This window comes from Aurantimonas manganoxydans SI85-9A1, assembly GCF_000153465.1.
Classification (GTDB): domain Bacteria; phylum Pseudomonadota; class Alphaproteobacteria; order Rhizobiales; family Rhizobiaceae; genus Aurantimonas; species Aurantimonas manganoxydans.
The window spans coordinates 92,734-107,193 of the sequence record NZ_CH672387.1; the positions used below are offsets into that span (position 1 = coordinate 92,734).

At 63.6% G+C, this 14,460-nt stretch carries 12 protein-coding genes, 1 tRNA gene and 2 pseudogenes; 5 read left to right on the forward strand and 10 right to left on the reverse strand.

Annotated elements, in window-relative coordinates; translation table 11 throughout:
• Positions 1-20: 20 nt before the first annotated feature.
• The 3 genes from SI859A1_RS00745 to SI859A1_RS00755 are packed head-to-tail and all read right to left on the reverse strand — an operon-like array spanning position 21 to position 4,116.
• Complete coding sequence (locus tag SI859A1_RS00745; RefSeq protein WP_009207972.1) at positions 21-1,181, reverse strand: ABC transporter permease; 1,161 nt, start codon at positions 1,179-1,181, stop codon at positions 21-23.
• Complete coding sequence (locus SI859A1_RS00750; RefSeq protein WP_009207973.1) at positions 1,178-2,176, reverse strand: ABC transporter permease; 999 nt, start codon at positions 2,174-2,176, stop codon at positions 1,178-1,180. The genes SI859A1_RS00745 and SI859A1_RS00750 overlap by 4 nt, the downstream gene beginning before the upstream one ends.
• Positions 2,173-4,116 carry an ABC transporter substrate-binding protein gene (locus SI859A1_RS00755; protein WP_148233687.1) on the reverse strand — a complete coding sequence of 648 codons (1,944 nt, stop codon included), beginning with the start codon at positions 4,114-4,116 and terminating at the stop codon, positions 2,173-2,175. The genes SI859A1_RS00750 and SI859A1_RS00755 overlap by 4 nt, the downstream gene beginning before the upstream one ends.
• Positions 4,117-4,427: 311 nt before the next feature.
• Here SI859A1_RS00755 and SI859A1_RS00760 point away from each other — a divergent pair, with 311 nt between their 5' ends.
• The 3 genes from SI859A1_RS00760 to SI859A1_RS00770 all read left to right on the forward strand — a co-directional run bounded on the left by SI859A1_RS00760 (position 4,428) and on the right by SI859A1_RS00770 (position 7,162).
• Entirely contained in the window at positions 4,428-5,651 is a 1,224-nt protein-coding gene (locus SI859A1_RS00760; RefSeq protein WP_009207975.1) for a glycosyltransferase family 4 protein, read from the forward strand.
• Positions 5,648-6,628, forward strand: coding sequence for a hypothetical protein (locus SI859A1_RS20085; protein ID WP_009207976.1), 981 nt, complete (start codon positions 5,648-5,650; stop codon positions 6,626-6,628). Before SI859A1_RS00760 ends, SI859A1_RS20085 begins: the two co-directional genes overlap by 4 nt.
• A 444-nt stretch (positions 6,629-7,072) precedes the next feature.
• A tRNA-Ser gene (locus tag SI859A1_RS00770) sits at positions 7,073-7,162 on the forward strand.
• Between the two features lie 87 nt (positions 7,163-7,249).
• Here SI859A1_RS00770 and SI859A1_RS00775 read toward each other — a convergent pair.
• The 4 genes from SI859A1_RS00775 to SI859A1_RS21560 form a co-directional block, all read right to left on the reverse strand.
• Positions 7,250-7,696, reverse strand: a complete 447-nt coding sequence (locus SI859A1_RS00775) for a hypothetical protein (protein WP_009207977.1) — start codon at positions 7,694-7,696, stop codon at positions 7,250-7,252.
• Positions 7,693-8,133: a hypothetical protein gene (locus SI859A1_RS21250; protein ID WP_148233688.1), complete on the reverse strand. Its 441-nt coding sequence runs from the start codon at positions 8,131-8,133 to the stop codon at positions 7,693-7,695. The genes SI859A1_RS00775 and SI859A1_RS21250 overlap by 4 nt, the downstream gene beginning before the upstream one ends.
• A 232-nt stretch (positions 8,134-8,365) precedes the next feature.
• Positions 8,366-8,707 (reverse strand): hypothetical protein, encoded by a 342-nt coding sequence (locus tag SI859A1_RS00785; protein WP_148233689.1) that lies wholly within the window; start codon positions 8,705-8,707, stop codon positions 8,366-8,368.
• A gap of 971 nt (positions 8,708-9,678) precedes the next feature.
• The gene (locus tag SI859A1_RS21560) at positions 9,679-9,966 is read right to left on the reverse strand and encodes a hypothetical protein (protein ID WP_154653353.1); all 288 of its coding nucleotides are present in this window, start codon (positions 9,964-9,966) and stop codon (positions 9,679-9,681) included.
• Between the two features lie 112 nt (positions 9,967-10,078).
• On the opposite strand from SI859A1_RS21560, the gene SI859A1_RS00790 reads away from it, so the two are divergent.
• Positions 10,079-11,278, forward strand: coding sequence for an IS256 family transposase (locus SI859A1_RS00790; RefSeq protein WP_009207891.1), 1,200 nt, complete (start codon positions 10,079-10,081; stop codon positions 11,276-11,278).
• Between the two features lie 41 nt (positions 11,279-11,319).
• Here SI859A1_RS00790 and SI859A1_RS20640 read toward each other — a convergent pair whose 3' ends face one another.
• The 3 genes and pseudogenes from SI859A1_RS20640 to SI859A1_RS00805 all read right to left on the reverse strand — a co-directional run.
• A complete protein-coding gene (locus SI859A1_RS20640) occupies positions 11,320-13,077 on the reverse strand; it encodes a VapE domain-containing protein (protein WP_081451298.1) in 1,758 nt (585 codons plus the stop codon).
• Positions 13,043-13,636: pseudogene (locus SI859A1_RS00800) on the reverse strand (IS3 family transposase); the annotation flags it as partial. The gene SI859A1_RS20640 and the pseudogene SI859A1_RS00800, both read right to left, overlap by 35 nt.
• A gap of 45 nt (positions 13,637-13,681) precedes the next feature.
• A pseudogene (locus tag SI859A1_RS00805) lies at positions 13,682-13,975 on the reverse strand (transposase); the annotation flags it as partial.
• A gap of 56 nt (positions 13,976-14,031) precedes the next feature.
• Between SI859A1_RS00805 and SI859A1_RS00810 the strand changes: the two are divergent.
• The coding region (locus tag SI859A1_RS00810) for an IS256 family transposase (protein WP_040326110.1) at positions 14,032-14,460 on the forward strand (429 nt) is incomplete at its 3' end.

Consider the following 14,460-nt stretch of genomic DNA (forward strand, 5'->3'; position numbering starts at 1 on the left):
CGCGTCGGGTGCGGCGCGGGTCAGTGGTGGTGGTGCGGATCGACGGCGTCGCGCAGCCCGTCGCCGACGAAGCTGAAGGCCAGCACCGTCAGGATGACCGGCACCATCGGCAGGAGCAGCCAAGGATAGAGCGCCACCGCCTCGATGTTCTGGGCTTCCGACAAGAGGACGCCCCAGCTGGTGATCGGTGGCCTGAGGCCGAGACCGAGGAAGGACAACGCCGTCTCCGCCAGGATCATCGTCGGGATCGACAACGACGCCGAGGCGATGAGATGGCTCATGAAGTTCGGCAGCAGGTGGCGGAAGATGATCCGGCGCGGACGGGCGCCGAGCATTTCGGCCGCGACGACGAAATCTTCCTCGCGCAGGGCGAAGAGCTTGGAGCGCACGGCGCGGGCAAGGCCCGGCCAGTCGAGCAGGGCGAGGATCAGCGTGATGCCGAAATAGATCAGCAGCGGGCTCCAGGTGACCGGCAGGGCGGCCGACAGGGCCAGCCACAGCGGCAGTTCGGGCAGCGAGCGCAGGATTTCCGTTACCCGCTGCACGACGGAATCGATCCAGCCGCCGAAATAGCCGGCAAGGCCGCCGATGGTGATGCCGAGGATGAAGCTGAGGGTCACCCCGACGAGGCCGACGGTGAGCGAGATGCGGGCGCCGCTGAGAATGCGCGAGAGCATGTCGCGGCCGAGCCGGTCGGTGCCCAGGAGGAACAGGCTGCCGCCTTCCGGCGGGCAGACCAGATGCCGGTCGCCAGAGACCAGCCCCCAGAATTCGTAGGGGTCGCCCTGGCAGAAGAAACGCAGCGGCAGCGGCTGGCTGGTGTCGGGCGTGTATTCGCGCTGCAGGGTGTCGAGGTCGAGGTTGAAATCGAGCGGATAGACGAAGGGCCCGACGAAGCTGCCCTCGTGGAACAGATGCACGGCCTGCGGCGGCGCGAAGATGAAGTCGGTGTGCCGGCTTTGCATGTCGTAGGGCGCCAGGAACTCGACCACGAGGATCGAGAGATAGCTGACGACGAGGAACGCCAGCGACACCACGGCCACGCGGTGGCGCAGGAAGCGCCACCAGATCAGCCGCGACTGCGAGGCCTCCATATAGGCCAGCGACACGGTCGAGCCGACCGCGACCGTGGCTTCGGAATCGAAGGGTTCGCGCGAGACGAAATGCGGCGTCTCGCTCATCGGACGGTGGTCTTTCCGAGCCGGATGCGCGGATCGAGAATGGCCAGCAGCACGTCGGAGACGAACATGCCGGCCACCGTCAGAAGGGCGAGGAACATCAGGAAGGAGCCGGCGAGGAACATGTCCTGGCTGCGCAGCGAGGACAGGAGCATCGGCCCGGTGGTGGGCAGCGACATGACCGCCGAGATGATCACCGAACCGGAGACGATCTGCGGCAGCAGGCTGCCGAGGTCGGCGATGAAGGGATTGAGCGCCATCCGCAGCGGGTATTTCAGCAGCACCCGGTGTTCCGGCAGGCCCTTGGCGCGGGCGGTGACGACATATTGCCGGTTCAGCTCGTCCAGGAGATTGGCGCGCAGGCGGCGGATCATGCCCGCGGTGCCGGCCGTGCCGATGACCAGCACCGGCACCCACAGATGCGACAGGACGGAGCCGACCTTGTCCAGCGTCCACGGCGCGTCGATGTAGCGGGGGTCCATCAGTCCGCCGATCGAGGTGCCGAACCAGACATTGGCCAGATAGAGCAGGATCAGCGCCAGCAGGAAGTTCGGCGTGGCGAGGCCGAGAAAGCCGAGGAAGCTCAGGCCATGGTCGCCCCAGCTGTATTGGTGTGTGGCGGAATAGATGCCGATCGGGAAGGCGACCAGATAGACGAAGATGACCGTCGCCACGTTGAGCAGCAGCGTCAGCGGCATGCGCTCGCCGACGATGTCGGCGACGGGCTGGTTGTACTCGAAGGAATAGCCGAGATCGCCCTGCATCAGCCCGGTCACCCAGACGAGATACTGCTCCCACAAGGGCTTGTCCAAGCCGTACTGCTCGCGCAGGAAGGCGATCTTGTCGACGGTGACGTTCTCGCCCTGGGCGCGGATCTCGGCGATGTAGCTGGTCAGGTAGTCGCCCGGCGGCAGCTGGATGATGACGAAGACCAGCACGCTGATCGCCAGCAGCGTCCAGGCCATGGTGACGAGGCGGCCGGCGAGATAGCGGATCATCCGTGTTTTCCTGCCAGGGCGGACGCGCCGCAATCGAACCAGAACCCGTCCGGATGGTAGATGCCGAAATAGGCGCCGGGCTCGTAATTGTAGACGCCGCGCTCGGGCACGTTGTTGAGCGTGTCCGCCACGGCGACGATCTGGTCGACGCCGGCGACGATGCCGATCGTATAGACCTGATCGGCGGAAATCCGCAGCATCCGGCCCCAGATGTCGGCGCGCTCGGCGTCGTCGTCGGTTCGCATCCAGCGCTTGCGCAGGGCGGCGAGTTCGCGCAGCGGCGCCAGCGCCTCGCTGCCGCCGATCGCCTCGCCGCCTTCGCCGCCGGTCTCGGTCTGCATGCCGAAGGACGGCCATTGCAGCTGTTCGGCCGTCGAGGGGGCGAGTTCGGCCGGATCCGTCGCGGGCGTCGGCACGCCGTTGTCGAGCCCGGTCCACACCGACATCAGCGTCGAGCCCGCCTTGATGCGGTTGCGGAAGACCTCGCGCTGGGATTCGCGGATCAGCAGATCGATGCCGAGCCGGCGCCAGTCGTCGTGGATCAGCTGCAGGACGTCGCTCTGTTCGCGGCTTTCGCCGGCGGTCTCGACGACGATGCGCATCTGGCGCCCGTCGGGCAACAAGCGCAGGCCGCCCCGGCTCTCGCGCCCCAGCCCGAGTTCGTCGAGCAGCGCATTGGCCGCGTCCGGATCGTAGCCGGCCCACATTGTCGGCAGCTGCGGATCGAACAGGGTCGAGCGGGGCAGGACGGTGTTTCCGCCGGGCACGGCAAGACCATAGAAGATCGCCTTGTTGATGTCGTCGCGGTTGATCGCCAGGGACAGCGCCCGCCGGAAATTGGCGTCCTGGATCAGCCGGCGCCAGGCCGGATCCTTGACGTTGAGATTGGGATAAAGCGTGACATGGGAACCGCGGCCGGATTCCCAGCGACGGACCTCGAAGCCGCCGCGCGCCTCGGCCCGCTTCAGGAACGGATAATTGGGAAAGCTGAGATAGGCGGCCTGCAGATCGGCCTCGCCATTGGCCACCTTGGCCGGGATCAGGTCGGCATTGGCGATCGTCAGGGCGACGGTGTCGATATAGGGCAGCTGGCGCCCCTGCGCGTCGACGCGGTGGAAATAGGGGTTGCGGGTGAACATCAGCCGTTCGGAGGGTGGCTCGGTGGCCAGCTTCCACGGCTGCAGCGTGGGCAGAGCCGGATTGTCGTTGCGGTGGCCGCGGTCCATCTTGAAATGCAGCGCCGCCCAGTTGCGCTGGCCTTCCGCCTCGACCCGCGCCGCCAGTTCGTCCGGGTCGGCATAGGCCTCGTGGAACTGCTTGAGGTAATGGGCCGGCCGGTAGAGCTCGAAGGGCAGGGCGGCGGCCTGGGTCGCCAGGAAGTTCGGGTTCGGCTTCGCCCATTCGTAGCGAATTTCGTAAGGCCCCGGGAAGGTCACACGGGGTGGCTTGCCCTCAACCAGCAACTCGCCGGGAATGCCGAACCGCGCGATCTGCGGGTTCTGCGCCATGTCCTCCCAGAAATAGCGGAAATCCTCGGCGGTGAACGGCGCGCCGTCGGACCATTTCATGCCGGGCCGCAGATGGAAGGTGAAGATGCGCCCGTCCTCGACCTCGAAACGCTCGGCGATGTCGGGCACAAAGGTGTAGTCTTCGTCATAGCCGACGAGGCGGGCATAGCCGAAGACCGACAGGGTGCGGGTGTCCTTGGCGCTGCCGCCGATCATCCGCAGGGTGCCGCCGAGCCGGTCGGCGGGGCAGCCGGCGTCGACAGGCATGACCAGCGGACGCTCGGGCAGGCGCTGGGACACCGGCGGCAGGTCCCCGGCACTCACCGCGGCCTGCAGCGCGGCAGGCTCGCCGAAGGTCGCGCCGGATGTGTCCGCGGCGGTCTGCTCGGCCAGAGCCGGCGCCCAGAGGATCGCCGTCCAGAGGAGGGCCATGCCGGCGAGCGCTCCCTGCCGAATTGCTCGCTGCTGCCGTGTGGATCGATGCATGGAGGGGCCCTTGTCTGCGGCCTCAGTAAGCTGTGCGCCCGCCGGCTTGTCAAACCGCCGGCGGCGGGAAAGCGTGGGCATCTCGCTGCGCGCGCAGCATCACGGGGCGACGCTCCGGCCAGAGCCGCAAACGCACGGGTTGCGAGCCGCCGGCCATGTGACTAGATGGCCCGCATCCGGCCCGCCTTCCGGCGGGGAACGGGCACCTGCCGGTCACCCTCGGCCAGTGCCGGACGCTGTCGTAAGGACCGACCACCATGGCAGGACGCATCGCCACGATCGTCAAGGGGTATCCGCGGCTGTCGGAGACCTTCATCGCCCAGGAGATCGCCGGGCTCGAGGATCGCGGCGTCGCGCAGTTCATCGTGTCGCTGCGCCAGCCGGCGGAGAAGCGGGTTCATCCGGTGCATCGGCGGATCGCCGCCGAGATCCTCTATCTACCGGAATATCTGAAGGACGATCCGGCGCGGGTGCGGGCCGGCCGTGCCTTTGCCGAGCGCCAGCCGGGCTATCAGGTGGCGCGGGCGATGTTCGAGGCCGATCTGAAGCGCGACCCGACCGCCAACCGCCACCGGCGCTTCGGGCAGGCCTGCGTCCTCGCCCATGAACTGCCCGACGACATTAACTGGCTGCACACCCATTATCTGCACACGCCGGCCTCGGTGACGCGTTATGCCGCGACGATCCGCGGGATCGGCTGGTCGTTCTCCGCCCACGCCAAGGACATCTGGACCTCGCAAACCTGGGAGCTGACCGAGAAGCTGGGCTCGGCCGCCTTCGGGGTCACCTGCACGCAGGTCAATCTCGACTATCTGCAGTCGCTGGCCCCCGAGCCCGGGCGCGTCGAGCTGGTCTATCACGGGCTCGACCTGTCCGGCATCGAGCCGCCGGAGCGGGAGGCGCGCGGCGAGCGCCCGTTCCGCATCGTGTCGGTCGGCCGCACGGTGGAGAAGAAGGGGTTCGGCGACCTGATCCGCGCGCTCGCACGGCTGAAGGATCGCGACTGGACCTTCGATCATGTCGGCGGCGGCGCAATGACCGCCAGGCTGCAGCAGCAGGCCGACAAGGCCGGGATTGGCGACCGCATCACCTGGCACGGCAGCCGCGAGCGCGAGCATGTCTTCGGGCTGCTGGCGCGCTCGGACCTGTTCGTCCTGCCCTCGCGCATCGCCCGCAGCGGCGACCGCGACGGCCTGCCGAACGTCCTGATGGAGGCGCAGGCGCACCGCCTGCCGGTGGTCTCCACCAAGGTTTCGGCGATCCCGGAACTGGTCGAGGACGAACGCACCGGCCTGCTCGTTGAGCCGCGCGATCCCAGGGCGCTGGGCGCGGCGATGGCGCGGCTGATGGACGATCCGGATCTCGCCGCGCAGCTGGCGACGGCCGGCGAGCGCCGGGTGCGCGGACGCTTCTCGCCGAAGCCCGGCATCGACCGGGTGGCCGCGCTCCTGAAAGCGACGCCCGCCCGGAACGCCGCGTGAGCGCTGCCGATTTTCCACTGGCACGCCGGCAGCTGGACGCCGCCGGCGTCGCCGGCGTCGAGCTGGCCTTCTGGTGGCGCGACGACGACGCCAGGGGCGCGACGCCGGAGCTCGCGCGCCTTTTGGCGCAGCGCCGGGAGACCGGTGTGCCGCTGGCCCTGGCGGTGATCCCCGACAGGACCCGGCCGGATCTCCTCGATGGCATGACGGCGGACGACGACATCCGTCTGTTCCTGCACGGCTGGTGCCACGCCAACCACGCGCCGGCCGGCGAGAAGCGCGCCGAATTCGGCGATCATCGCCCGGCGGCGGCCATGCTGGAGGACATCAGCCGAGGCCGCGACCGGCTTGCCGCTCTTGCCGACGGGCGCTTCCTGCCGGTCTTCGTGCCGCCCTGGAACCGCATCGGCCCCGGCATCGCCGCCCGGCTGGGCGAAACCGGGCTGTCGGGCCTCTCCGTTTTTGCCAGACCGGCATCGCGCCATTGCGTCCACACCCATCTCGACCTGATGGACTGGCGCGCCGGCCGGGCGCAGGACGCCGCGACGCTCGACAGGCTGCTGGCCGCGCAGATCGCTGCACGGCTGGCGGGTGGGGGCGCAACGCCGGCCGGTATTCCGTCCGCCGCGCCGATGCGTCCGGACATGCCAACGGAGGCGCCAGCCCGCATGTCAGCCGGTGGCGCTGACCCCATCGCCGGTGAAACATCGGCCACGATTCCGTCCGCGGCGCGGATGCGCCCGGGCATGCCTGCGGAGGTGCCCGCGCGCACACCTGCCGGCGGTCCTGAGCCCGTTGGGGGAGCGCCCTCGGAGACCCAGCCGATCGGCCTCCTGACCCATCACCTGCAGCATGACGCGGCCGCGTGGGAGCGTCTCGCTGCGCTGCTCACGCAGCTTGCGCCACGCCCAGGCGTGGTGTGGCCAAAGCTGCCCGACCTGTTCGCCCTGCAACCGGTGACGAGACCCCGTAGCTGACGGCTGAAGGCCCTGCACGGCTGCCTCCGTGGAACGCCCGCTTCTTGGACGGCAGGTATGTCGTGCGGCAGCGGGCACCAAAGCATGTTGCCTGGACGCGGGTGACGCGCGGCGAACCTCTGGAGACCCTGGCAGAACAATTGCGCCGCGAGCGGCGAGGGCGACCGGCCATTGCGCAGCCGCACGAGGAACGACGACGTTCCGTCGCGCGCCGTCGCAGCAAATGACCACGAAGCTCTTCACGTGCCCTGAATGCGGCCTTGAGGCGAAAATCGTGTCGCGGGGCCCTTGTGCACGCGGCCCCGGCTTTGATAAGAGACCGGCGCGCTCGCAAGGCGCCGACCAATGCCTCGGTTGATTTGAAGCCGCGCCATCCGGACGCCCGTCGTCCCCACCGGCGCGACACCTTCGAACAGGATGGTCCCGACCGACGGGGCAACGGCCGGAGAGGTGGCAGAGTGGTCGAATGCACCGCACTCGAAATGCGGCATACGTGCAAGCGTATCGGGGGTTCGAATCCCCCCCTCTCCGCCATTCAACCCCTTGAGCCCTATATTTTATGAGGGTTGCCAAGCCGGCGCTCACCAGTCGGTGCAAACCTAACTAACCGCTCGTGATTGCTTATGACTGCTCCGGCAGTCCGAGCGCCCTGCAACGCTCGTCCCGCAGCTTAGCAAATTCAGGATCGGAGCCTAGCACCCACCCTGTCAGGTACACGTCCTCACCAACCGGGCGGCGCTTCAATTTTTCGCTTGGATGTGCGACAGCGAAGCAGATAGCGTTCAAGACACGATCAAAATGCGCAGAACCGTTGAACAACCTCGCGAATTTCCGCACGGCCACGTCGCTCCCGCTGTAGAATTGGTGCATCCAGAAATACAGATAAATGAAATCTATTGGACAAAGATGGATGATTCCATCTTCGAAATAGCTCTCATTGGTCAGGGCGACGTTCATCCGGTCGGCGTATTCCATCTTTATTAATTGATTCGCGTAGTAGCAATCGACCATTACGCCGTTATTAAGTTCAACGACGAACTTTTTCGGCTCAAAAAGATATTTTGTCATTCCGCACCTATCATCGCTTTATATTTTTCTGCCGCACTATCGTCGTCATCATCAATACGGACGGTATAATCGACACTGATCGTTTTGCGCGCATTCGAGCGCTCGGCTGCTTCAAGGGCGTGCAAGCGGACCAGCGCGCTGGTCAAGTCGGATGCTTCGGAAGCGGACAAGTCACCAGAGGCCAGAGCTTCCCGCACGTCTTCGGCGGCTGGCCGATCCAGCTCAATGACGCGATCACGAGGCAGCACATAGCCGAGCACCGCTTCAACGGCCCAGCGTTCCCCGGCATGGACCGCTTCCCAAAGCTTCTCGACCGCTGTGGGACCCATTGCTCGCACCTGAGCGAGTAACATTTTAGGCGCTCGGCCCAAGGCACCCGGTTTGCGGCCGGGCGCGCCCGGCTTGAACCTGCCGAGTTGATCGCGGTGCTCGCTCATACCCAATCTACCCGCACACCGCGCACTCTGAGCCATGCCGCTAGCTCAGCTGTTTTGGTGTAGGAAGCCCTTCCCACGCGTCGGCTCTTGGGGAAGCCGTGATGCCGCCGCCAAATCGACTGCACTTGTTTGCTAGCACCAGACAACGCAGCCGACACTTCGACGTTGGTCACGCTTTCTTGTGTGGGAAGCAGCACATGAGGCGGCAACTTGGGGCCACATCGCACGGGGGTCATGTCTCGTCGGTCAACAAGCGATAGGCTTCGCCGACCGACAGCCCCGTAGCAACGGCAACTACGGGGAAGAGGCTTCGGAGCGCATCCCTTGCCACTGCGACGGCCTCTACGCGGCGCTTATGATCCACCACAGCGGACTGAGCAGCCGCGAGAGCACCATCAATGTCGGGGCCAGCAGCGACAGGATCAGCTAGAGAAGGCTTGAGCTGGTGCGATGCCTGTAGACCGCTGCGGTGGACATGGGCCAGCAGCATGTGGCGATCCACAAGGCTGTTCCACACTTCGTCCGGTACAGATGCGAAGGCTTCCCGGCCCGCTTGCATTAGAGCCGAAGTCATCTGGACGTTCCCGGCATTGATATACCGAACCTGCTCAGCCCTTGACATGGCTCTGAAGGCCGACCGGAATTCAGAGTACAACTGAGGATCACCATCGACAGGCTGCGACGCATACGTTTCAGCAGCGAGCGTCGCCGACAGCTCGGCCCGTACGACACCCACAATGGCCTGGAAAGGGGCAGCAAGCGCAGCCGCCGCTTTTCGGACGGAAGCGTTCCGGGCGTTGGGCTTGAGCGTTGCGTCGTCCGCATTGGTCCGATCAGCGAATTGATCAAGCCGACCTACAAAAGCGGTGAAAGGTGCTGCGAACGGCTGACCTTCAGCGTAGCGCTGGCGGGCATAACAAACACGGTTGCGGGCGCCCCTTCATCGTCGGACCGTGCATAAAATACCGGACCGGCATCTGTATCCTGTCTAGTTATGTTCATTTGGAAACGCCTTATGCTGTTTTGGTCAATCGGTAAAATGGCATTACAGCGGAATTCCGTCAATACTAACCTATTATATTCTTTTGATTGTACATTACTTACGATTTACAACGCAATATATACGGAGAATTGTTACTGCGACCATCGCAACGAACATCGCAACGACCATCGCAACGATCACGGCGGTTAGTCGGATGGTGAGTAGCGAGCCAGATTGGCTGTCAAAGCCGCCAATTACAGTAATTTTCTGAAATCTCGGGGCGGACGCTCCATCCGCTAATTATAGATTACGCTAAATTTCCCCAGAAATACGGAGATCGTAATTATGGACTGCCCGTTAATTTACATAATCGGTTTTGGACCGTTCCGAACCCAGTGCACCCACTTCCGCACTGGGTTCGCCTAGAGTTCAAATCGGACCATCAACCAGTTCTGTCTTTAAAGGTAATCTAGTGGGTGCAGTGGGTGCAGTGGGCGCAACCCTTATTTCGCAGGGGTTTCGGTGCACCCACTAGAAAATGCCAAGTGGGTGCAGTGGGTGCACTAGTTACCGATCTTCAGATATCGCCACGGACCGCCCCTTTCGAGCCGCCCCCGTTTATAGCCAAGATCGGAGAGAATGCTTTTCGCCCTTTTGTTTTGGGCAGAATTTTGCCGATCGTACGTGATCGCCAATGCGTCCAGAAAAATTCGCTCAAGATGGATCGGATAATCGCCCATCCGCGCGCAATACCGCTCAATCGGGTCGCGCCACGGATCGACTTCCCGACGTTCAGACTGCTCTTGGGTCGTGTCCCCATAGGTGGTGTAGCTCGGCGATAGCGTCGCCAATCTCGTCCGCGCCTTTCATCGCGCTGTAGGACGAGATTGGCGGCGCGGTGGTCACCAGCGGTTTCCGGTTAGGCTTGGGTTGCGAGACCTAACTGCAACCGGAGATCCCCTGATGACCAATGACATGATGGGCCTGCGCAGCCTTCTGGAGAAGACCCCTGATGCCGATCTGCTGCGCGAGATGATCGGCTTTGCCGCCGAGCGGCTGATGGAACTGGAGGTCGGTGCCGCGACTGGCGCCGGCTATGGCGAGAAGAGTGCCGAGCGCCTCGCCCAGCGCAATGGCTACCGCGACAGGGACTGGCAGACGAGAGCCGGCACAGTCGAGTTGCGCATCCCAAAGCTGCGCAGGGGCAGCTACTTTCCCGGCTTTCTGGAGCCGCGGCGCATGGCCGAGAAGGCCCTGACGGCCGTCATTCAAGAGGCCTATGTCCAGGGCATCTCGACGCGCTCGGTCGACGACCTGGTCAAGGCGATGGGCATGACCGGCATCTCCAAGAGCCAGGTGTCGAGGCTGTGTGAAGAGATCGACGGCAAGGTAAAAGCCTTTCTGGAGCGGCCGATCGAAGGCGACTGGCCCTATCTCTGGATCGACGCCACCTACCTCAAGGTCCGCCGCGGCGGCCGCATCGTCTCGGTTGCCGTGATCATCGCCGTCGGCGTCAACGCCGATGGCCGGCGTGAGGTTCTCGGCATGGAGATCGGCACCTCGGAAGCCGAGCCGATCTGGACCGAGTTCCTGAGAAAGCTGACCCGACGCGGCCTTCGCGGCGTGAAGCTCGTCGTGTCCGACGCTCACGAGGGCATCAAAGCCGCGGTCACCAAGGTGCTAACGGCGACATGGCAGCGCTGCCGCGTGCACTTCATGCGCAACGTCCTGGCCCATGCTGGCAAGAGCGGCCGTCGTGTCGTCTCCGCCTTCATCGCCACCGCCTTTGCCCAAGAGACGCCAGAGGCCGCCAGCCAGCAATGGCGCTCCGTCGCCGACCAGATCCGGCCAAAGGTGCCGAAGCTCGCTGCCATCCTCGACGAGGCCGAGCCCGACGTGCTGGCCTACATGACCTTCCCTAGGGAGCATCGGGCCAAATTGCACAGCACGAATCCGATCGAGCGGCTGAACGGCGAGATCAAGCGGCGCACCGACGTCGTCGGCATCTTTCCCAACGATGAGGCCATCCAGCGCCTCGTCGGCGCGCTGCTGCTCGAGCAAAATGATGAGTGGGCGGTTCAGCGGGCCAGGTACATGACACTGGAATCCGTCGCTCCCCTGAGCGATGATCCGTTCGTTAGCCTGCCAGCCGTGGCACGCTGATCAATCCGGCTTGGCCGGAACCGCACGGCCATCGCCGTCAGCTACACCACATGGTGGGACACTATCTGCTCTTGGGCTGCGACGGCTTCTTCCGCTCCCGAAAGATGCCACGTCGCGCTCTGGCGGTATCGCTGAACAGCCTCGGCAAACAGTTGGTCGCGATCTCGCACCAGTCCGTGAATGTCGATCGGACCGGCACAGCGCACGGGCCAAAAGCGGCGATTGCCAGTATCGTCCTTGAGGTACTGGTCGGAGTTCGTCGTCGCCGCGAACACGGCTGTCCGGGGGCTTTCGATCGGCCGGACGCCGTAAGGTGGTCGGTACTTGTCGATCCGGGTTCCCAAAAAGCGCTTTATATCTTCCACTTCTGAACGGCCCATGGACGCAAGTTCGGCTATCTCGACTATCCAAAGTCCTTGAAGATGCTGTGCCGCGTCCTTGTCATGCATATTGGGCAGGCTGTCGCTAAAATACTCGTCTCCAGCGATTACGTTCAACGCCGTGCTCTTTCCGATTCCCTGGGCACCTTCAAGGATCAAAACCTCATCGCGCTTGCATCCCGGTTGGTATGCTCGTGCGATCATTCCAATAAGGAACTTAGGACTAATCAATCGCGCGAATGCAGTATTTGAAGCGAGGAAATATCTTTCCAGCATAGCGTCAAGTCGTTCTGTCCCATCCCATCGAACCCTTTCCAGATAATCCGTAATCGGGTTAAATTCATTCCGATGGGCCGAAATGACAGCGGCATTCCGCACCGCTTCCATTGTGGGTTTTAGTTCATGTCGATGGAACCATGCTTGGAGATATATTTCATCTTCGTCGGACCATTGCGCATCCCTGTCGTGCCAATGACGATCCCATGGCATTGGGGCCGTTTTTGTCATTCTTTTCCTAAAGAGGTCGTAGCCGAGAGGTAACGCATAGTTTTTGAAGTATGCCGCCAGTTCTGTGGAAACGGCCGATCCGACTAGCTTTCCAAACAGCGGTTCATCAAGGGGGTTCGCGCTTGGTGGTGCCAACTCTCGCGTTTGCGGAGAGCCAAATATCAGTTCAGCTTTCACGTCGGATTTTGCGTTGGATCGTAGATAACTCCAGCCGAGTTGCGTGCCACGGTCGAACGATCTCCAGAGCTTGTCGTTCGCGGCCAGATCGTTGTTTGGAAATTGCGAACACCAATGATCCCACGCCAATCGGACTGCCGGCTCGTCAACATCGTGGCCGGTCGCGCACTGCCGAAAGGCGGCGGTGGTGTCGCGCCACTGGCCATAGTCGAGATCAGACGGGCTGATGCTTTGGAGCGCTTGATGCGCCATTTCGTACGACGGCGCTCTGTCCGATCCCAAGGCTTTCCTCGACAGCGTTTCGCGCACGGCTGGGGTGATTGTGGGGAGGCCTGCAACCAGGTTGATTGGTGAGCCGTCGATGCGCCAGACCTGCAACGGGAAGCCGCCCGTCACCGCGCCGACATAGAACGCCTGCGATGCTGCAAAACTCTCGCGTGCGAGGATGCCGCCAAGCGCGGCGTTCAGCCGTGCCACAAGCTCGCGGCGCTCTTTTGGCGATACCGCCTCGGAAAGCGGTGCGTAGACTCGCCAGCGAGGCTTGTCCGGCCGGTGCGACGGACTTGTGCACACCAGCGCGAGAATGCCGAATTCTTTGAGAATGTTCGCAGCGTCGGCAGGTTGGACGATCTCGCCGTCATAATCGCCTTCGATCCCGGTGAACCGCGCCGGGTTTTCCGGAGACCGTTTGGTTTGAGTCCTACGCGGCGATCGGCATGGCCTCAAGCTCAGCATAGTATGCGGCTTCTGCTTCAGCGGGTGGAATGTTGCCGATCGGCTCGAGCAGCCGGCGATGATTGAACCAATCGACCCATTCGAGGGTGGCAAACTCGACGGCTTCGAGACTGCGCCACGGCCCGCGCCGATGGATCACCTCGGCCTTGAACAGCCCGTTGATCGTCTCGGCCAGGGCATTGTCGTAGCTGTCGCCGACACTGCCGACGGAGGGCTCGATGCCGGCCTCGGCTAGGCGCTCGGTGTAGCGGATGCTGACGTATTGCGATCCACGGTCGGAATGACAAACAAGGCCATCGCCCGCGTAGGGTCGCCGATCGTGAAGCGCCTGCTCCAGAGCGTCGAGGACGAAGTCAGTGTGGGCCGTCCGCGACACGCGCCAGCCGACAATCCGGCGGGCAAAGGTGTCGATAACGAACGCCACGTAGACGAAGCCGCGCCACGTGGCGACATAGGTGAAGTCGCTGACCCACAAGGCGTTCGGCCGGGGCGCCTGGAACTGCCGGTTTACTCGGTCGAGCGGACAGGGTGTGGCCTTGTCGCTGATCGTCGTCTTCACCGGGACTGTCAGGAATTCCGTGTGTGGGCGGGCGGTTGAACAATTTCAGGCCATGGCCTGTGTGAAGCGCTCACCGTAGAGGATGGCGAACTGCGCTTTGGCCATTGCCCACTCACGAGGCGGCATTTTCCACTCCTTCTCCGATTGATTCAAGACCAGGAAGAGAAGCTTCATCGCAGCGTCGTCGGTCGGGAAGTGGCCTCGAGCCCGGACAGCCCTGCGCAGTTTTGAGTTCAAAGCCTCAATAGCGTTGGTCGTATAGACCATTCTGCGGACCTCCTCGGGGAAGCCATAGAACGGAACGACCTCGGCCCAGGCCCGGCGCCAGCTCTGCCCAATGGGACTGTCAGGAATTCCGTGTGTGAGCGGGCATAATGGGACCGAAGGAGAGACCCATGGCCCGCCGCAAAGAACCCAGCATTCCTGACGCGCTTCTCGACCAGCTTCTGTCTGGCGCCGATCCGAAGACTGCCTTCGACCCGGGCGGTTTGCTCGACGGCCTGAAGAAGGCATTCGCCGAGCGTGCCCTGAACGCCGAGATGGATCACCATCTGGCCGGCGAGAACGGCGCCGGAAACGGCCGTAATGGCTACGGCCGCAAGACCGTGACGACGGACAGCGGCAAGTTCAATCTTGCCGTGCCGCGGGATCGGCAGGGCAGCTTCGACCCGCAGCTCATTGCCAAATATCAGCGGCGGTTCCCGGGCTTCGACGAGAAGATCATCTCGATGTATGCCCGGGGAATGAGCAATCGGGAGATTGTTGGGCACCTTCACGATCTCTACGGCGTCGATGTTTCTGCGGACCTGATTTCGGTGGTCACG